We start from the raw sequence: 22827 nt of genomic DNA, 5'->3' as shown, positions 1-22827 counted from the left end.
CTGGGCTACCGTGCGGCGCATGAATGCCCAGGACGAGATCGCACAGCCCCTTCTCCGATTCCGGGACGTGGTGGCGCGCGGGGCCCTGTACGGGGTTGTCGCCGTTCCCCTCCTGGGGGTCGCCTCGCTGTTCGTGGCCGACCATCACGACCGGATGACGTTCCTCGCCGTCGTCGGTGGGTTCGCCGCCTCCTTGGCCGCGGTCGGCATGGTGTTCGGTCTCCTCTTCTGGTGGACCTGCGGGGGTGACATACGGCGCTGCCGCGACTGGCGCACCGTCAAGGGCCAGACCGAGAGCGTCACCGTCGCGGCCCCGGTTGTGCTACGGCTCGGTGTGCTGGCCCTCGTGCTCTTCCCCGGCGCCGTCGGGCTGTACCACGCGGTGGACAGCGCCGGGTACGACAGCTGGCTCTACGGCAGCTGACCCCACGCAGGGGCAGCGCCGCGCTCGGCCCTCCGGCCCACGAGCGGCGCACGTACGCCCGGTGACACGGCGGTGTGGCTTCCGCCGCTACGTCGAACGTCGAAGCCGTGCCGAAAGATGGTGCTGCAGCGGCTGACCGACCGCGGAGAGGTCATGGGTGAAGTCGAGAGTGTCCTCGTCGGTCAGGACGTAGCGGCGGCGGGTGGCGTCGACCTCCTTGGCCGTGGGTGCGAGGGTCACCTCATGGGTGGTGAGGTCGACCGTGCCGTCACCCGCACGGCCGACCGAAATCTCCGCGATGCCGGTGGGCTGGGTGATCAGCGCCTCCACGCGCCCGTCGGGCTGCAGCCGCCACCAGCCGCTCTCCCGCGCCGACGGCCGCAAGGGAGCCCCGTCCGCGTCGAGCAGCCAGGCGCGCGCCTCGTAGCAGAGGAAGGGACGCCCGTCGTGGCTGAAGGTGACCTCCTGTGCGTACGTGAACTCCTTCGAGAGCGTGGGGTATCCGCCGCTCCCCCGGCCGACCCAGGTGCCCAGGAGTCCGGTCACGGGCGCGAGCAGTGCGTGTGGCGCGGGCTCTTCGTCCGGACGGAAGGCGTCGGGGTACGGGTGCGGGTACTGGTGCGGGTGCGGGTTCGAGGGCGGTTGGTCGCGGGACATGCGGTGTCCTCCTGGGTCGGGACGGTACCGGTTCGGCAGCCCAGGGCGTCGGTCCGTCCGGCGCCGTGAGCTGAACCCTTCGTACCACCGCTGTATGAAGGGAGGCCCCGAAGCGGGTGGTTGCCGGGGCACGGCGGGGCGTCTCGGCGTGGGAAATCCAGGTGCCGCGCCGGGTCGGGATCACTACGCTCGGCGTAACGCGCTGACATCGGATCTCGGCGCGCATGCCGTGAACGAGACAGCCGAGGGGAGCCCGACCATGCGTTGCCGTGGTGTTGTCGTCGCCGCTCCCCGGTCCCGGTTCGACGTGATCCTCGTGTCTCCGTCCGCCCGGCGCCGGCTGCGCGGCCGTCGCCGGTTGCCCGTGACGAGCATCTGACCTCTCCCTGTACCGGTCCTGGCAGCCGACTGTCAGGACCCACCGCGCCCCATCAGGCCATTCCAGCCTGACAGGGTGATCCGCTCAGGGACTCTTCCGGCCTTCCTCAGGCCGCGTTCGCCCGGGAATCGCGCTGCCCTGATCTCGAACACACCGAAAGGCTTCGGGCCGTGCGTACCAACCTTCCGCCGTCTGCCATCCCTTCGCTCTCCGGCGTCCGCAACCTCGGCATCCTCGCTCACGTCGACGCGGGCAAGACCACCCTCACCGAACGGATCCTGTACGTCACCGGCGCCACCCACAAGCGTGGTGAGGTCCACGAGGGGACGACCGTCACCGACTTCGACCCGCAGGAGCGTGATCGTGGCATCACGATTTTCGCCGCAGCGGTGAGCTGTACTTGGGACGGCCACCGGCTCAACCTGATCGACACGCCGGGCCACGTCGACTTCTCGGACGAGGTGGTCCGCTCGCTGCGGGTCCTCGACGGTGCCGTCGCGGTGTTCGACGCCGTCGCGGGCGTGGAGCCGCAGAGCGAGGCGGTGTGGCGTCAGGCCGACCGGCTGGCAGTGCCGCGCATCGCCTTCGTCAACAAGCTGGACCGCGCCGGTGCCGACCTCGACCGGGCGGTCGAGTCGATCCGTACGCGGCTGGGCACGGTCCCGTTGGTGGCGCAGCTGCCGATCGGGCGGGAGGCGGATTTCACCGGAGTCGTGGACCTCGTGCGCATACGCGCGTTCGTCTGGGACGCGGACCGCGACACGGCCGAGGAGGGCCCGGTGCCGGACGCACTGCGGGAAGAGGCGCACCGACGGCGCCGTCTGCTGGAGGTGACGGTGGCGGAGCTCCACCCGCTCGCGCTGGAGGAATTCTGTACGGAGTCGACGCTCTCGGCAGACACGCTCGACCTGGCACTGCGCGACCTCACGCGCGACGGCGACGGTGTGGTGGTGCTGTGTGGGTCGGCCTACCGCAACCGCGGCATCGAGCCGCTGTTGGAGGCCGTGGTGGCGTACCTGCCCTCGCCTCTCGACGTACCGGCGGTACGGGGTACGTCGGGTGGCACGGTTGAGGAGCGGGCGGCCGACCCGGAGGCACCGTTGGCCGCACTGGCCTTCAAGGTGAGTGCGACCGCGACGAGCCGACTCACCTACATGCGCGTGTACGCCGGAACGGTCCGGAGAGGAGAGGCCGTGCTGAACACGGGCGTGGGGCGCACCGAGCGGATCGGGCGGATCCTACGGGTCCAGGCCGACCGGCACGAGGAGGTGGACCGTGCGGTGGCCGGGGACATCGTCGCCGTGACCGGCCTGAAGGCCGCACGCCCGGGGACCACCCTGTGCGATCCGGCGGCGCCGCTGGCGCTCGAACCGCCCAGCACGGCCGACCCGGTCGTCTCCGTGGCGGTCGAGGCGCGGAGGAGTCCCGACACCGGCCGGCTGGCGTCCGCGCTGGCCAGGCTGGTGGAGGAAGACCCTTCTCTGGTCGTACGGACCGATCCCGAGACCGGCCAGACGGTGCTGTCGGGGATGGGTGAGCTGCATCTGGAAGTGGCGGTGGAGAAGATCCGTCGCGACCAGGGGCTCGACCTCACCCTCGGCCGTCCGCGCGTGGCCTACCGTGAGACCGTCCTCCGCGGGGTCTTGGGACTGGTGTATCGGCACGTCAAGCAGGACGGTGGCGCCGGTCAGTTCGCCCATGTGGTCCTCGATGTCGAGCCGCTGGACGCGGCGCTCGAAGGCACGGGCGCCGAGGCTGCGGACGGCGGCGACGATGGCCGGGTGAAGGGGTTCGCGTTCCGGTCGACGGTTGTCGGGGGCCGGGTTCCGCAGGAGTACGTCCGTGCGGTGGAGGCCGGTTGCCGGGACGCCCTGGACGAGGGTCCGCTCGGTGGGCACCCGGTGACCGGACTGCGGGTGACGCTGACGGACGGGGCCACCCATCCCCAGGACTCCTCGGAGATGGCGTTCCGCACCGCGGGCCGATTCGCTCTGCGAGAGGCGTTGCGTGCCGCTCAGCTCGCGCTCCTGGAGCCGGTGGCCGAGGTCACGGTCGCCGTTCCCGGCGAAGCCGTGGGCGGCGTGCTCGGGGACCTGGCGGCACGGCGCGGCCGGGTGTCGGGCTCATCGACCCGGGCCGGCACAGTGGTGATCACCGCGACCGTGCCGCTGGCCGAACTGTTCGGCTACGCGACCCGGCTGCGCAGCCGAACACACGGCCGGGGAACCTTCACCACCCGGCCGGCGGGCTACGCTCCCGTGCCGGCGGCGGTCTCCCACGCGCTGCTGACGCGGTAGACCGAGGGCCGGCCCGCCTGTTGTCAGGCGAGCCGGCTCCACCCGGAGGTGTGATTGAGGAGCTGAAGTAGAGTGATCTTCCTGCCGTCGTATCCGTTGCCCTGTACCAGTATCGGCAGCCACTTTTCGACGGTGTCGTCCAGGCTCAGTCGCCCTTCCGACTCCAGGCTGGAGCAGGACGGTCGCGACGAACGTCTTCGTGTTGCCGGCCCCGTGAGGCGGTCGGCGGCCGAACGCTCGCGGCCTGTGGCAGTGTCCGCGTAACCCACCGCGCCGAACCACGTCCCCTCGCCGTCCTGGGCCGTCCTGGCAGCCGCTCAGCGGAGTCCCCAAAGGAACGAGCGCCGCTCCTACGGCTGCGGCAAGGACCGGAGCGAGTAAGGCGGTAGTACGTGCGGCTCGCTGCTTCATACGGGTGGCGCCCAGGAATTCCGAGGAGCCGGTCGCGGCCCCGCGGGGAGAGTGACGCCGAACGCTGACCACAGGGCTGATCCTCGGGTCAACGGCGCGGAGGTGGGCACCCCCGACCGCATCGCCCACGGCCAACCCGGCCAGGTGGTTGGGGCATTGCGGATGGGGCTACCCCCCTGGATGATCGCGGTGTGTTGGTCAAGGTGGAAGCAGCGAGGCAGGCCTCGGCGGGGCCCGTGACCGTCCGGGTGAATACACGGGCGGGCACCGTCGCGGTGCTCTGGCGGGGCGACTCGCGTGATGTGGGCCGCGTGCATCATGTCGAGTGGACCGTCGACGAGGACATGGTCTGGGCAGGCAACACGACGTCTGCCGGTGCGGCCTCGCCCGCATTGGGCGAGGAAGGGGACCGGATCGTGCTTCGGGGCCGACTCGGCCTGACCGGTGACGGGGCGGCCTCCCTCCAAGTCGCCGACGCGCACATCCTCTTCGATCTCGCCGACCCACCGCCACCGGCTGCGGTCGACGGAACGTGGGTGGAGGTCCGCGTCGGACGGGACAGCGTCGGTGTGTGGCCATACCGGGTCTGACCATAGAGGTCTTCCTCCTCTGCCGGTTACCATTTTCGAGGCTCCGCAGTGGGGCCTCCGGCCTTCAGGTCCGGCATGACTTCCCCCTTGTTGTTGATGATCCGGGGGATGGTGTCACCGGGTCCGGAGGCATCGACGGACCGCTGATGAGGGGCTTGAGCACCGGTTTTACCCAGGGCAGAGCGCCGGCCCCCCGCCGGGACGAGCCCCACCCGTTCCAGGGCGCGGTTGAGCCGCGTGGTGAACCGTGAGTACCGGACAGTCAGCCGGGAGAACGGCTCGGCGAAGGTCCGGCGTAGGCAGTCCGTCGACCCACAGATGAAGCGTCGGACCTTCAGCAGAATCACGCAGCCCTGGTCAGCCAGAGGAAGGCCCTCAGCCTGCGCTGATAGCGGTCGTGGACTCGGCCCAAGAAGCGGCCTCAGTTTGGACATGAAGCGCCGCCTGCACGTCCTCTCGATACCGTTTCGACCGTGCCGAACACGGCTGTAGCCGCCTCGACCTCCACATCGGTGATCTCCTCGAACGCCAGCGGGCTCCAGAACAGGGCGTTGGTCTGCGTGACCAGCACCATCACTGCCCATCGCCGACCACAGCGGCGAACGGGCAGAACCTGAGGCAGCGTCACTTCCGGCTGTCAGCGACATGGCGTACGCCGTCTCGCGGGAGCCAGACCCTCGTAATCGACCACCGAGGTAACACTCCGCGACGGCTCCCCGAGATCTGTGCCAGAACCGAGAAGTAGGAGCACCCCTGGGCGGCGGGGCTCGATTCTGTGTGCGAAGCCAGATGGGTTCGTGGCAGGATGGCGGCATGCTGCTGATCAGAAAGGGCGATGCCGCGTAGGCGCCCGAAGGCCGTCCGCGCCGAGCGATGGCGGCCTCGCAGACACGTTGTAGTTCGGCGGATCCCTGACGTCACCGCGAGGACTCGCGCAGCTGTCCGCCGCGTCGAGGATGAGCGGATGTGGCCTGGCGCAGTTGCTGAGGCGCTCGCCCGTTTCGAGTGGGCGTTCAGGCAACCAGGCCGTTATCTGAACGCGTCTCAGGTCTGGCAGCCCGGACTGGAGATCGAGTATGCCCGAGATGATCTGGAAGAGGTCATGCTTCACCTCCCTCGCGGTGCCCGGAGCGACTCGGCCGGTTGATTGCTCGTATCGACGATGAGTTCGAGCGTCGCACTCTGCCGAACCCTGGGCCGGTGAACGCCTTCACGGTGGGCGGCTGGTGGTGGTCAAGGATCCGTGAGCGCTGAGGATGCTCACGGATCCCTGTGCGCCCAGGTCAGCTCGTGGCCAGCTGTTGTTCGGCGCGGGCTCGAGTGGTGGCGAGATGGGAGAAATCGGTTCCTGTCTCGATGATGTTGCCGCCGAAGGCAAGGCGATCGACAATCACAGCGCAGAGCCTGGGGTCTGTGAAGGTGACCAGGAAGAGAAGTTCGGCGCCGCGGCGGTCGGGTTCCACGCCGAGCTCGTCGATGCAGAGCAGGTCGACGCGGCTTTGGCGGGCGATGGTCTTGGTCAGCTGCTTCTCGTCGGCAGCTTCGACCAGCTCGTTGACCAGCTTCGTCGCCAGGACGTACTGGAACTGGGCTTCGTTCATCTCTAGGGGTTCTGGCCCAGTTCTGTGACGCAGCCACGCTCAGTGACGGCTGCGATTCTCCGGGCAGTATGTGAAGTGTCCTCAGAATAGGCCGCGGTCACGGCGGTTGGCATGACAGTTCGGGGCGTGGACGAGATGTGCCCCGTTGCAAGACCTGTTGTTCCCGTCGATCACGGACGTCGTGGTGCTGTCGGTGGACTTGAGCATTGAGATAGTGCGAGCCTCGACGCCGAAGGCACTGCGAACGGTGCTACTTGCCCGGCGTGCGAGGTCTGGACGAACCGGGTTCATGGTCCCTAACTGCGGTTTCCCGCTGATGTGTCGAGCGTCGGACAAAGCGATGTTCTTCGGCTGAGGGTCTGTCGGTTCACCTGCGGTAACCCCGGGTGCGCACGCCGGACCTGCGTCGAGCGGATAACCGGCCTGACCCGTCCGTGGTCAGGGGACCAAGCGGGTGCGCTCGACGATGGCCTCGGTCGGTCTTGCCCTGGCGGGCCGGGGGCCGGCGGTCGGCTGAGCTCCGTGCTCCGGGGGCTCCATCAGCCGGAGCACCGTTCTGCACCTTCAACGCTCTTCCCGGGCCGGAGGTGCCCGCCCCGCGTGTAGTCGGCGCTGACAAGTACGCCACCCCCAAGGGCCGCCACTTCGGCACCGTTCTCGTCGACGTCGAAACCCGTCGTCCTGTCGACCTACTGCCCGACAGGGGACCATCGAGCCTGGCGGCGTGGCTCGCCGATCGGCCCGGAGTCGAGGTCATGTGCCGGGACCGGTCGCCATTCTTCGCCGAGGGCTCAAGCGCCGGTGCTTCGCAAGTCGTCCAGGTCGCAGGCCGGTGGCATCTCTGGCACAACCTGCGCGAGACTGCCGAGCGGAGCGTTGCCCAGCACCGTCGCTGCCTCCGCGCTCTGGTCCCCATGGCCGCTGGCCCTGGACCCGATCCCGAGGCCGTTCCAGCCGCGGACTCGTCCGGTTCTCCTTGGCCGCACGAACACCGATTCGCCGATCGGACCCTGGCCCGGCACGCCGCCGTCCACGCCCTGCTGAAGGCGGGGCACAGCCGGCGCTCGGTACAGCGGCAGCTCGGGACGACCTACCGCACCGTCAAGCAGCTGACGACGTCGCAACACCAGAAGAGCTGTTCACCGGTCAGTGGCAAAACCGGCCTCTGTCCTCGACGACTACAAGCCCTGCCTGGACGACCGCTGGAACGAGAGCTGCACCAACGCCTGGAAGCTGTGGGAGGAGAACCTGCCACTCGGGGGCTGCTGCTAGCGCGGCCGCGCCCACCGGCATGACAAGCGCACTCCACCCCACCGGTAACCGCCCGGCCGCCCTCGCCTCGGACCGTCGCCGGAGGGATCCTCCGCCGTCCGGCGCCCCTCACCGAGACCGAACAACTACAGCTCAAGACCGTCCGGGCGCACTGCTCAGACGTGAGTGGAGGAACAGGCATACCCCCGGACCTTCCACACCGCAACGACCGTCATACGAGCAAGCGAGAACGTCGTCCTGTGTCACGCTCATCACCCTTGGATCGCCTTCGCCCGGACGCGTCGGGACTGGTACGGAGAGGAGTTCCTCGCCCGGCCCCCGTGGGCTCATGCTTTCACGGACGCGGGCTTCGCAGTCCTCGGTAGTGAACAACTCGCCACACCACTTTCCAAAGTGGACACCTCAGTGCTCACACAGGGCGAGTGGCGTGAGATGCGCCTTTACGGCATCACCACGTTGGGCGGAGTGCTCTTCAACGCCGGCGCGCATCTCAACCGGTGTGGCCTCCGGAGCCAATGCGACATCACGCGCGAAATGCGCGAGCCATGCGGGCAATTGCTCCGCAGTGTGCGTGCCGGGTCGGTGACCGCGCGCCGACGGCTCCGCATCCTGGGGCAGCAGGAGCAGGGATCGTTCCTCAGCCGGTCCGACTCGTTGAGCCGCGTGCCATCCGGCTGACAGGCCGGGCCGCTGTCGGAGAGGTTGCACACCCATGCGTAAGACGATGCCGGCCACACTGCTGGCCCTGGTGATGCCCGCCATCGCACTGGCGACCCCTGGGCCGGCCAGCGCAGAGATGACACGATCACCCGCCGTTGCTCTCCAGGCTGCCGTGGACCTCATCTATACCGAACCGGTCAGGGACGGGCAGCGCATCACCTGGGAGTGGACAGCTGCCAATCACGGCGACACCGCGGCCGCCGACGTCGTCGTCACCACCGAGTCACGCCCACCGTACCCGTGACGCTCACCTCACCCTGCGAGGGCACAGCTGAGAAGATCACCTGCTCCGTCGGCGAGCTGTCCCCGGGCGCGACGTTCGAAGGCAGGATCGTGGCCGAACTGCCACCCGCCCACATCGACAACGCGCAGATTGAAGGCCGGGCCACCTGGACGGACACCCCGGCAACCCCATAGGACGATTGGTAAACAGGCGGTGTTCCGACCCTTCGCTGTCCCTTACCGAGCGCGGTTGGGACTTCGCGTTGGCGGGAACGAACCCGCGGCAGCAGCAGCTCCGCAGCGCAACCGCGCGGGCGGGTCGGGGCTCGGACCGGCGCAAGTCGCGAGGTGCTGAGGCGCCCCACCCGGCACCGCGTGACGGCGGGTTCCGAGTGTCGGTGGACGGTGCGAACCCGAGCCGGGCCCCGGGGAGATGGCTGATCCCACTGAGGGGCCCGCAGTGTGTCCGGCTGAAGGTCAGCCTTCGTAGGCTCGGCGAGCCAGGTGCCGACTTCGCCGTCATTCAACAGGACCGCCTGCGTCTCGTGCACGCCGTCGTACTGGACGACGTGGGCGCGGGCCGCACGGCCCGCCGGCGAGCCACCTCGAGCCGGTGACGGCCGGGGACGTCTTCGGGTCCTCCTCGTGCCGGAACGTCTCCCCGTAGCGGGCGTGCTGCCCGACGGTGGTTGGCCTCATCGATCGCGACAATCAGGCGCGGCACTTCGTCGAGGTCGCCGTCGAGGTCGAGGCGGCACTTGAGATTGGAGACAAGGCCGACAACGGCGTCGTGGATGCCGGCGACACTGCCGCAGCGAGTCACCGCCGACAGGTCCCTGGCCAACAGATGGAAGATCCACTGGAGGCCTAGAACCTCAAGGCGCGAGCACCTTGCTACAGCAACGGGACCTTCAGGAAACGGTGATAGATCGGCGCCTGTGCACCGACGGCCGCACCGACCCATCACCAGGTCGGGGGCACCGGGGGTCTCCTGCCCCCCGAGCGTCAGCGAGCGTAAGCCGAGCACAGGTCGGCGACGAACTCCCAGGGGAAGAGCTCAGTTCAGAGGAGGCGGCGGGGCTGGTCGAGGATTTCCCGACCCTACCTCCACCTCGGCATGGACGCGTCCCGGAAGGGTCCGGTACGGACCTACGCCTCCGGATGTGGCGCGTCCCGATGGGCCACGACCCGAAGCTCGGGCGCCGCATTGCTGAGTACGGTCGACCGGTTCGAAGACCAGCGAGGCGCACCTGGTCCGGCGGGGCTACGTTCCGGGGCGGAACTCGTACAGGTACACCCCGCCCATGCCGCCCACCGCCAGGTGGCGCCGGTTCTGTGACCAGGTGCAGGCGTAGACCGGACCATCGACGCGCATCATGGTCAGGGGGCGTCCCGTCGTCGCGTCCCAGATCCGTAGCGTGCCGTCGTCGCCACCGGTCGCGAGCCATGCGCCGACCGGATCGACCGCCACCGCGCGCACGTGGCCCGAGTGGCCGGTGAGGGTGGCCACGACCTCGCCCGTGGCCCGGTCCCACACGCGTACTTCGTCGTCGTCGCCCCCTGCGGTGGCGAGCCAGGTGCCGTCGGGCGCGAACGCCATCGCCTGAACCCAGCCCGCCCTGTGACTGGTGAGGGTGGTGGTGTTCACGCCGGTGGCCGGGTCCCAGATCCGGACGGCGCCGTCGCCGTAGCCGGCGGTCGCCAGCCAGGTCCCGTCCGGCGCGATCGCCAGAGCACGCACCTGGGAGTTGGGGCTCATGACGACGGGGGCGTTCCGGCCGGTGGCCCGGTCGTGAATCCAAACGCGACGGTCGGCGGCGACGGCGAGCCGGCCGCCGTCCGGAGCGATCGCCAGCGCGTGTGCGACGCCTCCGTCGGTGGTGTGGACGACAGTGTTCCGGCCCGTCTTCATGTCCCAGATCCGTACGGTGTGGTCGCCCCCGGCGGTGGCGAGCCAGGTGTCGTCGGGAGCGATCGCCAGGGCGTGAATCCGGCCGGTGTGCCCCGCTAGGGTCCTGGTGTTCCGGCCGGTGGCGCGGTCCCAGACGCGTACGACGTTCTTGTCGTCCACGTAGCCGGTGGCCAGCCAGGTGCCGTTGCGGGCGATCGCGACCGAGTTGACCCAGCCCGCACGTTCGGTGGGAGGAGGGGCGGTGCGGTCGCCGCCGGTGTCCCAGAGGCGCACGGCGCCGTCTCCGTAACCGGTGGCGAGCCAGGTGCCGTCGGGTGCCACCGCCATCGCGTGCACCCATCCGGGGCAGCCGAGGCGGGCGGTGTTCTCACCCGTGGCCGGGTCCCAGATCCGTACCGTGCCGTCGTGCTCGTTGTTGCTGGTGGTGGTGGCCAGCCAGGTGCCGTCGGGCGCGATCACCAGGGCCACCACCCGGCCCGCCGGGTCGGTGAGGGTACGGGTGACACGGCCGGATTCCGTGTCCCAGATGCGCACCGTACCGGTGCCGCCCGTGGTGGCGAGCCAGGTGCCGTCCGGGGCGATGGTCGCCGATTCCACCCAGGGATCGCGGCCGAGCGCGGCGACGCACTTCCAGGTGGCGGTGTTCCAGATGCGTACGGTGCCGTCGTGGTGGGCAGTGGTGGCCAGCCAGGCGCCGTTGGTGGCGACCCCCACCGTGACCACGGGTCCGGCGTGGCCGGTGAGGGTGGTGGTGTTCCGTCCGGTGGCCAGGTCCCAGATCCGTACCGTGCCGTCGCCGTGGCCGACGGCGAGCCAGTCGGCGTCGGGGGCGAGCGCCACTGCGTTGGCCGGGCGTGAGGGGCCGGTGAGGGTGGTGGTGTTCCGTCCCGTGGCCGGGTCCCAGATCCGCACGGTTCCGTCACCGTGGCCGACGGCGAGCGAGGCGCCGTCCCGGGCGATCGTCACCGCGCTCACGCGGCCGGAGGGGCTCTCCAGGGTGGCGAGTCGACGGCCGGTCGTGCTGTCCCAGAGGCGTACGGTGCCGTCGTGGCCTCCGCCTGTGGCGAGCCATGCTCCTCCGGGTTCGATCGCCATGGCGGCCACCTCACCGAGGTGGCCGGTGAGGGTGCGGCGGAGCCGGGGGTCGGGCATGTCCGGCGGGGGCCAGGCATTGACCAGGACGGGGGGTCCGGGGCGGCGTTCCTGTGCGGTGACCTGATCGTGCCAGGCGGAAAGGGGCTTGAGGCGGCTGCGGAGGACCGCGCGGAGGGCGTGGGCGGGCTGGGTTGCTTCGAGCAGGTGCATGGCACGGGCCAGGTCCTGGGCCCGTGCCCGTGCGCCGGGAGCGGGAATCCGGGCGAGGTCGCTCCATGGGGCGAGGGGGCCTCGTCGGTTCAGCCGGGCCTCGACCCAGCGCAGGTCGGAGGCCACGGTCTCGGCCTCATCGCTGTGCCCGGCCGCCATCATGTGGTCAATGGTGTGATCGAGCAGGTATCCGTCCGTCAGCTCCCACCACGCGGCCCGGTGGCGGGGCCCGGGGGCACGGCGTTCGCGGGTGGGGGCAGAGTGGCCGCCACGGCGTCGAGCAGCACGTGGTGCAGCTCGGTGACGCGTTCCGGCCCGAGGTCATGGCGCAGGTAGTCGCGGATAACGTCGTGCAGGGTCAGCCGGCCTCCGTCGGCCTTGTCCATGGTCAGGAGGGACAGGTCGTGGAACGTCTTGCACAGTTGCCGTGCCCGAAGGTCATCGAGCCCGGCGGTGGCCTGCCACAGCGTGACCGCGAGAGAGACGGGTACCGCCTCGTCCGCGGTGAAGACCGCGAGTTCGGCCAGACACCGCTGACTTTGCACGGGCAGGAGTCCGGTCGCGGCTTCCACACTCGCTCGCACCAGTCGCTTGCGCTGCTCGGGATCATCGAGCAGTTTCCTTCGCAGTTCGGGGTCGTCCGGTTGGGAGAAGCCGGGGAAGTGGGCCAGATCGTCCACTGCGGCAGGCCCCTTCCCCTCCAGCTGTTCCAGCACGCCGTGAGCTGCTGCCGCGGGTTCGGCACCCGAATCGAGCTGGGTGGCGATCACACGGTTGGTCAGGCGCAGCAGCAGCGGCCAGCGACCGGTGGCCGCCAGCAATCCCCGTACCGTCTCGCCGGGAAGTGGCGGCAGCTCCCAGGTGAGCACCGTCCGTGCCTGCTCCTCGGACATTTCGTCGACGCGGATTCGCTGGACGCCGCGCGGGAGACTTTCCAGGCGACGGGTCGTCACCAGGCGCACACAGCGACTCCCGCCGGTCAGGAACGGGGCGAGCTGCTCTGTCTCCCATACGTCGTCGATCACGAGCAGGAAGCGGTGTTCGCGGTGCCGGTCCAGCAGGCGCCCCAGGTGGGCACCGGCGAGATCCGGATCACCGAAAGGGGTGGTGTCGTCGGTGATGAAGCGCGCGGCCTCGCAGACCTTCTTGGCGATGTCGGCCCTGTGGCGCACGTCCCGGCCCATGCCGAAGACGTACACCCGGTCTGGATGAGGTCATGCCCCTGGCCCGAAACGGTTGACCTGCCGGTTGTGGTTGCCGAACTGGATGGCCGTGGGTCCGTTGAACGTGTTCCCGGACACGCCGCCCTCGGCCGCCGGGCCCGGTGTGTACTCCTGGACCAACGCTCGCAGCTCGTGCACGACCAGAGTGCGTTCCTGGCCGTCCACACCCGCCAGGAGGTCCTCGAAGCGAGTCTGCCAGGCAACGGCCTGCTGCGACCGCACCTGCTCCGCGTCCTCTTGACCCACCGACTCCAACGCTGCCGCCGTCCTGCCGAGGCACTCCTCCGTACGACCCGAGTGCTCCTCTTGGCCGCGGCCGAACAACCGGCCCACCGCCTGGCGCAGCCCTGTCCAGGCTTCCGTGCCCGCGGCCTGCACGACAGCGGTGCCACCCGCCGCCGCCAGCATCGTCAGCGCTTCGTCCAACACGTCAGTACCCCCGCCGCGTTCCGTTCGGACACTCGTGTGCGGTCACCTCCCGGCAGACACCCCGAAGGTGCCGGCTGGCACGCCACCGACAACGGAGGCTACCGCCCTTTTCCACGGGGCAGGGCGTGATGGGGCGAATCGGGCACGCGCCGATCGGTTGCGCGGGGTCGGGAAAGGAGGCATGCCTTCGACGAGGCCCTCGACAGGAGGGAGCGGCATGCGGGGCCGGGCATCCGGCTCTTCAGCACCTTGGTCCGGTGCAAGTGACCTTCCGGGACGCGCCTCGGGTAGTCGGTACTGATCGTGGGCCTTGGAGCTCGCGATCGGGCTGAGTGAAGGCGGCTGCGGGGCGACGAAACGCCGGCGCGGGATGGTGCGCTACGGCGGCGGCGCGCCGCGCACGGCAGTCGGACGACCGCCCGGCGGTGAGCCCAGCCGCTACCGAGCATCACCCGCACATGGTCATCGCGCCCCCGTCGGCACCTGGCCGGTGTCCAACAACTGCCCGCGCTGGTCACGGCCGGCGGCAGACCGCCCCTGTGCCGCGGCGCAAGCCGGCGCCTGGGTGCTCGACCCACCACCTGGAGACGCCTCCTGTGGACGCACGCTCCGCCGCCGATGACATAACGGTGGCGGTCGGCAGCAGCACTGCCCGCGGCCTCTGGTGGCCGCGCCGTCAACGGTCGACAGTTGTCCTGGAGCATCACCAACCGGAACTGGCGGGCGTGGAGCCGGCAGCACCTTTCACCGGCGGCGCCGGATGAGAACAGCCTTGGGCGCTCGACGTCGGGCTGATGGAGTCTGTGCGGTTTGGCCTGATCGGCCGGTCACACCGATCTGGACGTGGCCCCCGAGCCGGCCCCGGCTGTGCACCACCACTTCGTCTCCCACGGCACCGACGGCAAAGGCAGAAACATGGATGACGAGAACGTGGCGTTCGTCATCCAGGCCCCACCGCGCCGCCTGATGCGCCTTGCCGTGAAGCCGCCCCACCTGGCCGTTCCGAGCGTCCGTACCGGCAAGGTGAAAAGTCGTCACGGTCAGTGCGACGCTGGGAATGTGGGTCGGGAGGCAGCTTGAGCCTGCCGTCCATGGCTCCATCCATGTCGCCTGATAGGAGCACCGTGAACAGCCGGAACCCCATCCCGTACTTCCGCTGGCAGCGCCACTTGCCGCGTCTCATCCAGGACCGGACCGCAGGCCTGATGATGGCCTGGGCGGCAGCCGCCGCCCTCTCGCTAAGCGTCGTCGGCGCTGTCGTTGAGCTGTCCGGCCCATCATCGGATCCGTGCCAGCGGGCCCGCGACATCGCCGACGACGCCCGCCCCGCTGACGGAAAGGTGGATTCCGGTCTGGAGCGCGAGCACATCATCGAACCGGCAGGCGAGTGGCTCGACGCCGCGAACGAATGCCTCAAGCGCGGCGGCAACCCGGGGCCCGGATTCTAGCCACCGTCCCCGCACCAGCCTTCGATACCGGCGGATCGGCAGCCAGGGGCGCTTCCACTGAGGGCACGGGGCCCATCGGCACGGGGCTGGGCTTGCGTGTTCGGTTCGAAGGCGGACCAGTTGTTCCGTTCAATGACCGGGCCGGCACAGCCCGTACCGCGTGGTCGGGCCAGAGCCCTTCCGCTGAAACCGTGACTCGGTACCGGTCGGGGCCCTGGAATCCCTGACACGAACCGCCCCATCAAGAGTCCGGATCGTAGGTGCAGGTGGCCTGGACCTCGGCGCGCTTCTCTTGGATGTTGGCCTCTTTGCGAGACGGGAGGACCACGGCTGCGGTGACCGACCAGGTCAAGGACGACGCCACGACGTACTGCGCTCACGAGTGATACCGGATGGTGGACAACAGACCGCCGAACCAACCGACCGTCCGCCTGACGGGCCCCTCCACGACCAGGGCATCGCCTCGGGTCCTTGTGTGGTGTCGACTCCCTGGCCCTGCATGGTCGCACACTGTACGCAGCGCGGGACCGTTCACCGGCCCACACACGGTCGACATCGCCCCCGAGCGGGCAGCGATCGGTGTCTGCGCACGTGCGGGCGGTCCGCCGGCCCCCGGCCGAATGGGCGGCTTGTGTTCCCGAGGTTCCCTACCTCGACGTCTGCCCCCACCCCGAACCGAGCATCACGAGCCGGTTCAGTTCCGCCAGAACCGGCGCTACGAGTGGCGCCAGACCGCCGGATCCCCTTCACCTCATGCGGCTGCTCGGCCTGAGCGACGGCGCCGCCATGCCCGACGTCACCGCCGCGCGTAGCCCGGATCGTAGTGGGCCCCACTCGACAACGGCGGCGCACCGATCCGCGGGGCCTGGACCAGTGCTCGCCGCAGGCCTTGCGTGACAGCCGGGAGCAGTCGGCGCCAGCCACGATCCTCACGGCGTGCTCTTCGACCATGGTCCGCCTCCTGAACGCTGTTCTCGCCCGGCGCCGGTCGGCAGCAGCGCCTGCTGGAGATCTTCTGCTGCGGGGCAGAAAATCTGCCGGGTCCTGCGGTGCGGTCGACCGGGCTCTGCGTCCAGGAGTGGCCGGGGGCGCCCGGCGCCGCGATGATGGGGGCAGACCGGTCGGCGCACCGGTCGTCGCGGGTCGTCCAGACGCGGTAGGCAACCTGGCGGACGTGCTGGTGCTGCAGATGTGAGGCGCTCCGCGCTTGCCGCCGCAGCCGAGGAGGCGCTGTGAACGACTACCCCCCGATCGCGGACCACGGCATCATCGGCGACCTGCAGACGGCGGCGCTGATCGCCGCCGACGGCACCGTGGACTGGTGGTGCACGCCCCGGTTCGACTCCCCCAGCGTGTTCGCCTCCCTTCTGGACAGCGACCGCGGAGGCCACTGCCGTCTCGCCGCCGATGTCGGCGACGAGGCGACCGTCCGCCAGCTCTACCTCCCCGACACCGCCGTCCTCATCACCCGCTTCATGACCCTGGACGGCGTCGGCGAAGTGGTCGACTTCATGCCGCCCGACCCGTCGACCACGCCGTCCGCCCGGCACCGGCTGATCAGGGCCGTGCGGGTGGTGCGCGGCAGCATGCCCTTCGAGCTGATCTGCCAGCCCCGCTTCGACTACGGCCGTGCCTCGCACGACCTGACGCACCTGGACGACGGATCCGTGCTGTTCCGGGGGCCCGGCACGGACCTGCACCTGCAGGTCACGGCGCCGATCGCCCTGCACACGAACGGCACCGACGTCTCCGCTCGCTTCACCCTGCGGGCCGGGGAACGCGCCGCGGTCGTCCTGACCTGCGAAACCGGCGCCACTGGCGCTCTGAGCGGCCGTCCTGGCGGTCCTGTCCCCGCCGTCGAGGCCATCCTGGACGAGTTCGAGGCGTGCACCGCGTTCTGGCTGGACTGGCTGCGCGCCTCCCGCTACCGCGGCCGCTGGCACGAGATGGTCACCCGCTCCGCCATCACCCTCAAGCTCCTCACCTACGCCCCCACCGGCGCCCCGATCGCCGCCGCCACCATGGGGCTGCCCGAACAGATCGGCGGCGAGCGCAACTGGGACTACCGCTACACCTGGGTGCGCGACGCCTCCCTGTCCGTGCGGTCCCTGATCGACCTGGGTTTCACAGCGGAGGCGAACGCCTTCCGCCGGTGGCTGCGCGACCGCCTGGACGCGGGCGGGACCGCGTCGGGCGAACCCTTGCAGATCATGTACCGGGTCGACGGCGAACCGCACCTGACCGAGGAGGTGCTGGACCACTTCGAGGGCTACCGGCGCTCCGCCCCGGTGCGGGCCGGCAACGCCGCCGCCGACCAGATCCAGCTCGACATCTACGGCGAGGCCGCCTACGCCCTCGCCCAGGCCGAGGACATCGGCGGCCTCCGCGGCTGGCAAGCCTTCGCCCGCGTCGTCGACTGGCTGGTCGACCACTGGGACCGGCCCGACGAGGGCATTTGGGAGACCCGCGGCGGCCGCCAGAACTTCACCTACAGCCGCCTGATGACCTGGGTCGCCTTCGACCGCGCGGTCAGACTCGCCACCGCCCACTCCCGTCCGGGCGACCTCACCCGCTGGCTCGGCGCACGAGACGCCGTCCTGCAGCAGATCGTCGACCGGGGCTGGAACAGCGAGCGCCGTGCCTTCGTCCAGCACTACGACACCGACGTCCTGGACGCCTCCCTGCTGCTGATGCCCAAGGTCGGCTTCCTCACCCCCACCGACCCCGACTGGCTGACCACCCTCGACGCCATGGACAGCGAACTCGTCAGCGACAGCCTCGTCTACCGCTACGACCCCTCCGCCTCCCCCGACGGCCTGCGTGGCTCCGAGGGCACCTTCAACCTGTGCTCCTTCCTGTACGTGGAGGCGCTCGCCCGGGCCGGACGCCTCACCCAGGCCCGCTACGCCTTCTCCAAGATGCTCACCTATGCCAACCACGTCGGCCTGTTCGGCGAGGAGATCGGCCCCTCCGGCGAGCAGCTCGGCAATTTCCCCCAAGCCTTCACCCACCTCGCGCTGATCGACGCCGCCATCGCCCTGGACGAGGAGCTCGACCGGGCCGAACGCGGCACCCACTGAGCATCGGCCCGTGCCGGCCGCACCACCCGTCACCTGGGCCGGGCCCGGGCTCGTCGGGCGGTGACGCGGCCGCTCGGTTGCGCCTACGGCGTGCCCAACGGTCCCTCCGCACCGGCACCTGCCGCCGGGTGGGCGCGAGGGAGCAGGGTGGCGGCTGCCAGGCCGCCCAGGCCGATGACCGCAAGGGCCGCCATCGCCGCCGCGTACGCGCCCTTGCTCAGCCCCGACACCAGGATGGTGCCCGCGACCGCCGTGCCGAGCGAGGAGCCGAGGTTGGAGACGCTGCGCGACAGGCCGGAGATCTCACCCTGCCGCTCCTCGGGGAAGCACGACTGGACCACGTTCACCGACGGCGTGAGCATCACCCCCAGCCCCAGACCGATCAGCAGCAGCCCGGGGGCGAATGCCCAGGCGCTGGGTGATCCGGCGACGAGAGCGAGGAGCACCGCGATTCCGGCGATCGTCACGGCGAAGCCGGCCATGATCAGGGTGCGCTGGGCGCGGCGGCGGGCCAGCTTCTCGGCGGCCAGGGACGAGGTGAGGATGCCGAGGGTCGCGGCGGTGAAGATGACGCCGGTCCGGATCGCGTCGTAGCCGCGGACGACCTGCAGGTAGGCGGCCACGGTGAACGAGACGCCCATCAGCATCAGCCACTGGGTGTTCTGGGTGACGAGACCCAAGGTCGAGGTGCGGTTGCGGAACAGGCTGGTCGACAGCAACGGCTCCCGCCCCGCGTGCTCCCGCCCACGCACCCAGGCAAGGAAGCCCGCCAGCACAAGCGCGCCGGCCACCAGCAGTGCCAGCGCAAGCCAGCCGTTGTTGTCCACGGCCAGAATGCCGGTGACCAGCAGGACGAGTCCCGCCGCCGACAGCACCGCCCCGACCGTGTCGAAGGGACGGGCCGGGTCGGGCGGCAGCGGGTCGTCGATCCCGCGGCTCAGCAGCACGATCACCACGATCACCAGCGCCTGGAACACGAACGCCGCACGCCAGCTGATCGCGCTGGTGATCAGCCCGCCGATCAGCGGACCGGCCGCCGCGCCGATCCCGCCCATCGCCATGATCGCGCCGAACGCCCGTGCCCTCGACGCCGTATCGGTGAACAGCAGCGTGGTCAGGATGTAGACCGGCGGGATCAGCAGCGCCGTACCCACACCCTCCAGGATCGAGTTCCCGAGGATCAGCACACCCAGCCCCGGCGCCGCCGCGCTGAGCACCGCCCCGGCCCCGTAGACCACCAGCCCTGCCAGCAGACAGCGCTTGCGCCCCCACTTGTCCGTCAGCTTGCCACCAGGGATCATCAGCGCGGCCATCACCAGCAGGAAGAGCGTGATCGCCACTTGCACACCCTGCACCGTGGTGTCCAGGTCCTCACTGATGTCGTTGATCATCACGTTCATGTTCGATCCCGCGAAGCTGCAGATGAACTGGGCCAACGCCAGCGGGGCGAGCACCCGCCGTGCCCCGACCGGGCCTCCTCCGGATCCCGCCGCTGCTGTCCCCGCCATCCCGCCACCTGCCCATCCGCCGAGTTCGATGCCCTGAGGAGCTGCGACTTCGTCCGCAAACAGCCCGGTGCTGACCGAACGCAACCGCCACCACGACCGTCGCATGGACAACCGCCGTGGGGCCGAAGGCGCGCGCTGACAGGAAGTCAGCAACGACTACCGCGGGAGGGATGGGCGGTCCTGGAGCCATTGCTGCTGGTGAGTGACTTCGGTGCGGCCGGTGAGTAACGAGCGGCGTGGCCGGTGGTGGGGCCATAGGCCGGTGGTCACCGGGATCATTCACCGGCTCAGCCCGGTGCACAAGCGATACTCGCTCGGGTCGGCTGCACGGCATCTGGGAGAGGTTGCTTCAGCGAGTCGCCTTCTCCGTATTCACCGATGGTGACGGACAGCCCCTCCTCGAGTACGAGGAGGAAGTGACCTGGGATGAGATGGACGAACGCGCCCTACCAAGACGTGGTCGTCGCATCAGGACGTTGCGAGCCGTCTGCGGCCCGCCGGCGCCACTGGGGCGGATGACAACCCGCAGTCCAGGGTCGATCTGCATGCGGCTCTGCGGTGATGCAGGACGCTCCGGGATCGGAGCCCGGACGGAGCCAGCCATGCCTCATCGACGCAGGACGACCTCCTGTCCACCAGCGGTTGGGCAGTCACCGGTCTGGGCGGCCGGGCGCGACCGGGGCGGTACTCAGGCGCGACCTCCGTGACAGCACGGCGGGCGGCGGGACCACGCGGGCCGGCGACGCAGCCACGGCCGTCTTCTCCAACGGGCGGCGGACGGGCGGCGCTGCGTGCGGCCGGGCCGTCACGCCTCGCAGCCGGGGAAACTCACGCCCCCGGTTACCGTGGCCCGCAGTTCTCTCACGAAGGTGCGCACGACAGCGGATCCGGCAAGCTGGGACGTGGTGACGTAGCCGACCTGGCGTGTCGGGCGCTCGGGGCCGAGATCGGCTATCCCGACCGAGTTCGGCGCTCCGACCAAGGAGAGCGCGGGCATGATCGCCATTCCGTGGCCCCCACTCACCAAGGAGAGCACCGCTCCGTCGTCCTCGGCCTCGACGGTCGCCGTCGGGATCCACTCCTGGGCAGCCCACCAGTCGCGGGTGTACGAGCCGCAGTTCTCGGCCCAGTCGACCAGCGGCAGCGAACGCGGAGCGGCGTGTCCCGCCGCGTGCACGAGGGCATACGGCTCCTCGAAGAGTCCTTTCGCGACCAGGTCCGGTACGAGTGGCAGGGAGCCGCCCAGCGTGGCGATGGCTATGTCGGCTTTCCCGTCGGCTACTTCGCCCGCGCTGCCGCGCCCCACCTCGCGTACGATCCGCACCCTCGGCTCGATGGCGGGATGCCGGGCGCGCAGCCGCTGGAGGACGGGGGGCAGCAGGTGGAGAGCCGCGCTGCGGAAGGCCGCGATCCGCAGCGGCCCCTCCACCACGTCGGATCGGGCCGCACCGCGCGCCTCGGCGGTCAGGATGTCCAGCATGCGCAGGATGCGGCGGGCGTACGCCACGGCCTTCTCCCCTGCGGGGGTGGGGCGGGCGCCGGAGCGGCCGCGTTCGAAGAGGACGGCACCGATTTTTTTCTCGCTGCCGCGTATCGAGTGTGAGACCGCGGACTGCGTCAGGCCGATTGTCGCGGCCGCGGCCGAGAAGCCTCCGGTGTCCGCGACCGCCACCAGGACGCGCAGTTCGTGCGGGGCGAGATCGGAGTCGGTCGTGCGGGCCACGGGGCGCTCACCTCAATGTATGAGAACTGCTCATGGAACGGGGTGTCGCATGAGCCCAACCGGCTCCCCGCCGGGCGCATTCCCGTCCTACGGTTCGATCATGAACGACACCGCGCTCACCGTGCACCAGACCTCCCGCCCTCATGGCTTTCCCACCGCCGAGCACTTCGCCTTCGTCGAGTCCACGCTTCCGGACCCCGCGGCCGGCAGTGCGCTGGTGAAAAACCTCTACTGGTCCGTCGACCCCTATCACCGCGAAATGATGGACGACGTGCCCGGCGGCTTCGCGCTCGGCGCACCGCTGGAGGGCCGCACCATCGGGCAGGTCATCGCGTCGCGCACACCCCGCCTGGCCGAGGGCGAGATCGTGTTCCACCGGAAGGGCTGGCGCACGCACGCCGTGGTCACGCCCGACGAGATCCGGCGGCTGCCCCGCTTCGACGGCGTGCCCCTGACCGCGTACCTGAGCACCCTCGGTGGAACCGGCCTGACCGCCTATGTGGGCCTCACCAGGATTGCCCGGTTGCAAAAGGGCGAGGACCTGTTCGTGTCGGCCGCGGCGGGTGGGGTCGGCACGGCCACCGGGCGGTTCGCACGACTGCTCGGTGCCGGACTACTCGTGGGCAGCACGGGCTCGGCGGCGAAGGCCGACCATCTCAGGCGGGAGGTCGGCTATGACGCGGTCTTCGACTACCACGACGGGCCCGCCGCCGACCTGCTCGACGAGGTCGCACCGGACGGCATCGACGTGTTCGTCGACAACGTCGGCGGCCAGCAACTGGCCGCCGCGGTGGGAGCGCTGCGCGAGTTCGGGCGCATCGTCCGCATCGGCACGGTCAGCCAGTACAACACCCCCGACGCGCCGCCGCCGCGCTTCAACTACGCGGACATCGTCGAGAAGAGCCTCCGTATGGAGGGGTTCCTGGTCAGCAACTACCGTGATGTGCAAGAGGAGCTGTACGAGTTCGCCGTACCGCATCTGCAAAGTGGTGAGCTCGCTCTGGACGAGACCGTGGTTGACGGGTTCGAGCGCATCGCGGACGCGTTCCTGGGAATGCTGCGCGGCCAGAACACCGGCAAGATCATCGTGCGGGACCGCACGCAAGCCGCGCACGTGAGCTGATCACCACTTCGCCTTCGCCGAAGAACCTGAGGGCGCGGAGCGGCGCCATCGGAACCACGGGGCGGGCGGCTCGGACGCGGGTGGACTGTGGCGGGGGCGGGGGCGGGTGCAGGCGCGACTGCAGAGGCGGGGTGAGACCGTGGCAGGAGCAACTGCGGACGCGGGTGGACCGTGGCGGGGGCGGCGTCGCATCCGGGGCGGATCGGGGCGCGTGACTGGCGCCGGATACCGCTGTGGCCCCCTCTGCACGGGCTCCAACACCGACACGCTGATGCCTCATCTCGACAAAAGCCCTCCGGGCGGCGGCGGGCGGCCGACCGGACGGGAGTGCGCGGGCGAGCGGCGGGCCCGAGCCGCATCCGACATTGCGGGCACAGCACAGCACCGGATCGGACGCGACGACGCAGGCCCGCCAGCAGCAAGGTGACCGCCCTGTCCCGGCGCAACAACGGGGACGACGGGCCAGGGCGGAGCCGGGGCAGCGGAACGGCGCCGATGCGGCT

The 22827-nt window shown here is 70.1% G+C and carries 17 protein-coding genes and 4 pseudogenes; 11 read left to right on the top strand and 10 right to left on the bottom strand.

What is annotated here, in order from left to right; translation table 11 throughout:
* Nucleotides 1-19: 19 nt before the first annotated feature.
* Nucleotides 20-424, top strand: a complete 405-nt coding sequence (locus ACZ6C1_RS29095; protein WP_469244793.1) for a DUF6336 family protein — start codon at nt 20-22, stop codon at nt 422-424.
* An 87-nt stretch (nt 425-511) separates the two neighbouring features.
* On the opposite strand, the gene ACZ6C1_RS29090 is transcribed toward ACZ6C1_RS29095, so the two are convergent.
* Entirely contained in the window at nt 512-1081 is a 570-nt protein-coding gene (locus ACZ6C1_RS29090) for a heme-binding beta-barrel domain-containing protein (protein ID WP_469244791.1), read from the bottom strand.
* 549 nt (nt 1082-1630) lie between these two features.
* Between ACZ6C1_RS29090 and fusA the strand changes: the two genes are divergently transcribed.
* Nucleotides 1631-3757: an elongation factor G gene (gene fusA, locus ACZ6C1_RS29085; protein WP_469244789.1), complete on the top strand. Its 2127-nt coding sequence runs from the start codon at nt 1631-1633 to the stop codon at nt 3755-3757.
* 41 nt (nt 3758-3798) lie between these two features.
* On the opposite strand, the pseudogene ACZ6C1_RS29080 reads toward fusA, so the two are convergent.
* Nucleotides 3799-4068: pseudogene (locus tag ACZ6C1_RS29080) on the bottom strand (serine hydrolase domain-containing protein); the annotation flags it as partial.
* Between the two features lie 291 nt (nt 4069-4359).
* Between ACZ6C1_RS29080 and ACZ6C1_RS29075 the strand changes: the two are divergent.
* On the top strand, nt 4360-4758 hold the full coding sequence (locus ACZ6C1_RS29075) for a hypothetical protein (RefSeq protein ID WP_469244787.1): 399 nt from the start codon (nt 4360-4362) through the stop codon (nt 4756-4758).
* Between the two features lie 421 nt (nt 4759-5179).
* On the opposite strand, the gene ACZ6C1_RS29070 is transcribed toward ACZ6C1_RS29075, so the two are convergent.
* From ACZ6C1_RS29070 to ACZ6C1_RS29060, 3 genes and pseudogenes are all read right to left on the bottom strand, one after another.
* Nucleotides 5180-5332, bottom strand: a complete 153-nt coding sequence (locus ACZ6C1_RS29070) for a hypothetical protein (protein WP_469244785.1) — start codon at nt 5330-5332, stop codon at nt 5180-5182.
* Between the two features lie 709 nt (nt 5333-6041).
* Nucleotides 6042-6179 (bottom strand): annotated as a pseudogene (locus tag ACZ6C1_RS29065) (IS21-like element helper ATPase IstB); the annotation flags it as partial.
* Nucleotides 6180-6185: 6 nt separating this feature from the next.
* A pseudogene (locus ACZ6C1_RS29060) lies at nt 6186-6341 on the bottom strand (IS21-like element helper ATPase IstB); the annotation flags it as partial.
* Nucleotides 6342-6745: 404 nt separating this feature from the next.
* Here ACZ6C1_RS29060 and ACZ6C1_RS29055 point away from each other — a divergent pair.
* The 5 genes and pseudogenes from ACZ6C1_RS29055 to ACZ6C1_RS29035 form a co-directional block, all read left to right on the top strand.
* Nucleotides 6746-7198: pseudogene (locus ACZ6C1_RS29055) on the top strand (hypothetical protein); the annotation flags it as partial.
* A gap of 310 nt (nt 7199-7508) precedes the next feature.
* Complete coding sequence (locus ACZ6C1_RS29050; protein WP_469244872.1) at nt 7509-7631, top strand: hypothetical protein; 123 nt, start codon at nt 7509-7511, stop codon at nt 7629-7631.
* A gap of 712 nt (nt 7632-8343) precedes the next feature.
* Nucleotides 8344-8595, top strand: a complete 252-nt coding sequence (locus ACZ6C1_RS29045; protein WP_469244783.1) for a hypothetical protein — start codon at nt 8344-8346, stop codon at nt 8593-8595.
* Nucleotides 8592-8768 (top strand): hypothetical protein, encoded by a 177-nt coding sequence (locus tag ACZ6C1_RS29040; protein WP_469244781.1) that lies wholly within the window; start codon nt 8592-8594, stop codon nt 8766-8768. Before ACZ6C1_RS29045 ends, ACZ6C1_RS29040 begins: the two co-directional genes overlap by 4 nt.
* Before the next feature lie 490 nt (nt 8769-9258).
* Nucleotides 9259-9444: a hypothetical protein gene (locus ACZ6C1_RS29035; protein ID WP_469244779.1), complete on the top strand. Its 186-nt coding sequence runs from the start codon at nt 9259-9261 to the stop codon at nt 9442-9444.
* Between the two features lie 393 nt (nt 9445-9837).
* Here ACZ6C1_RS29035 and ACZ6C1_RS29030 read toward each other — a convergent pair whose 3' ends face one another.
* The 3 genes from ACZ6C1_RS29030 to ACZ6C1_RS29020 are packed head-to-tail and all read right to left on the bottom strand — an operon-like array spanning nt 9838 to nt 13442.
* On the bottom strand, nt 9838-11952 hold the full coding sequence (locus ACZ6C1_RS29030; RefSeq protein ID WP_469244777.1) for a WD40 repeat domain-containing protein: 2115 nt from the start codon (nt 11950-11952) through the stop codon (nt 9838-9840).
* A 35-nt stretch (nt 11953-11987) separates the two neighbouring features.
* Nucleotides 11988-12989 carry an NB-ARC domain-containing protein gene (locus ACZ6C1_RS29025; RefSeq protein WP_469244776.1) on the bottom strand — a complete coding sequence of 334 codons (1002 nt, stop codon included), beginning with the start codon at nt 12987-12989 and terminating at the stop codon, nt 11988-11990.
* A 15-nt stretch (nt 12990-13004) separates the two neighbouring features.
* Complete coding sequence (locus tag ACZ6C1_RS29020; protein WP_469244774.1) at nt 13005-13442, bottom strand: hypothetical protein; 438 nt, start codon at nt 13440-13442, stop codon at nt 13005-13007.
* Between the two features lie 1124 nt (nt 13443-14566).
* On the opposite strand from ACZ6C1_RS29020, the gene ACZ6C1_RS29015 reads away from it, so the two are divergent.
* Both ACZ6C1_RS29015 and ACZ6C1_RS29010 read left to right on the top strand, forming a co-directional pair.
* Nucleotides 14567-14890: a hypothetical protein gene (locus ACZ6C1_RS29015; protein WP_469244772.1), complete on the top strand. Its 324-nt coding sequence runs from the start codon at nt 14567-14569 to the stop codon at nt 14888-14890.
* A 1232-nt stretch (nt 14891-16122) separates the two neighbouring features.
* Nucleotides 16123-17970: a glycoside hydrolase family 15 protein gene (locus ACZ6C1_RS29010; RefSeq protein ID WP_469244770.1), complete on the top strand. Its 1848-nt coding sequence runs from the start codon at nt 16123-16125 to the stop codon at nt 17968-17970.
* An 83-nt stretch (nt 17971-18053) separates the two neighbouring features.
* Here the strand turns inward: ACZ6C1_RS29010 and ACZ6C1_RS29005 are convergent, their stop codons facing one another.
* Both ACZ6C1_RS29005 and ACZ6C1_RS29000 read right to left on the bottom strand, forming a co-directional pair.
* Nucleotides 18054-19478: an MFS transporter gene (locus tag ACZ6C1_RS29005; protein ID WP_469244768.1), complete on the bottom strand. Its 1425-nt coding sequence runs from the start codon at nt 19476-19478 to the stop codon at nt 18054-18056.
* 805 nt (nt 19479-20283) lie between these two features.
* The gene (locus ACZ6C1_RS29000) at nt 20284-21201 is read right to left on the bottom strand and encodes a LysR family transcriptional regulator (RefSeq protein WP_469244766.1); all 918 of its coding nucleotides are present in this window, start codon (nt 21199-21201) and stop codon (nt 20284-20286) included.
* Between the two features lie 100 nt (nt 21202-21301).
* Between ACZ6C1_RS29000 and ACZ6C1_RS28995 the strand changes: the two genes are divergently transcribed.
* The gene (locus ACZ6C1_RS28995) at nt 21302-22324 is read left to right on the top strand and encodes an NADP-dependent oxidoreductase (RefSeq protein WP_469244764.1); all 1023 of its coding nucleotides are present in this window, start codon (nt 21302-21304) and stop codon (nt 22322-22324) included.
* Nucleotides 22325-22827 lie beyond the last annotated feature (503 nt).

This window comes from Streptomyces sp. NPDC041796 (assembly GCF_055590785.1).
Note: the sequence above shows the minus strand (reverse complement) of the source record. Positions and strands in the feature narration are given on the sequence as shown.

Excerpts from the sequence above, each read along its gene's own strand:
- ACZ6C1_RS29045 (WP_469244783.1), top strand. The coding sequence starts at position 8,344 with ATGCGTAAGACGATGCCGGCCACACTGCTGGCCCTGGTGATGCCCGCC.
- ACZ6C1_RS29095 (WP_469244793.1), top strand. The coding sequence starts at position 20 with ATGAATGCCCAGGACGAGATCGCACAGCCCCTTCTCCGATTCCGGGAC.
- ACZ6C1_RS28995 (WP_469244764.1), top strand. The coding sequence starts at position 21,302 with ATGAACGACACCGCGCTCACCGTGCACCAGACCTCCCGCCCTCATGGC.
- ACZ6C1_RS29070 (WP_469244785.1), bottom strand. The coding sequence starts at position 5,332 with ATGGTGCTGGTCACGCAGACCAACGCCCTGTTCTGGAGCCCGCTGGCG.
- ACZ6C1_RS29030 (WP_469244777.1), bottom strand. The coding sequence starts at position 11,952 with ATGATGGCGGCCGGGCACAGCGATGAGGCCGAGACCGTGGCCTCCGAC.
- ACZ6C1_RS29005 (WP_469244768.1), bottom strand. The coding sequence starts at position 19,478 with ATGGCGGGGACAGCAGCGGCGGGATCCGGAGGAGGCCCGGTCGGGGCA.
- ACZ6C1_RS29090 (WP_469244791.1), bottom strand. The coding sequence starts at position 1,081 with ATGTCCCGCGACCAACCGCCCTCGAACCCGCACCCGCACCAGTACCCG.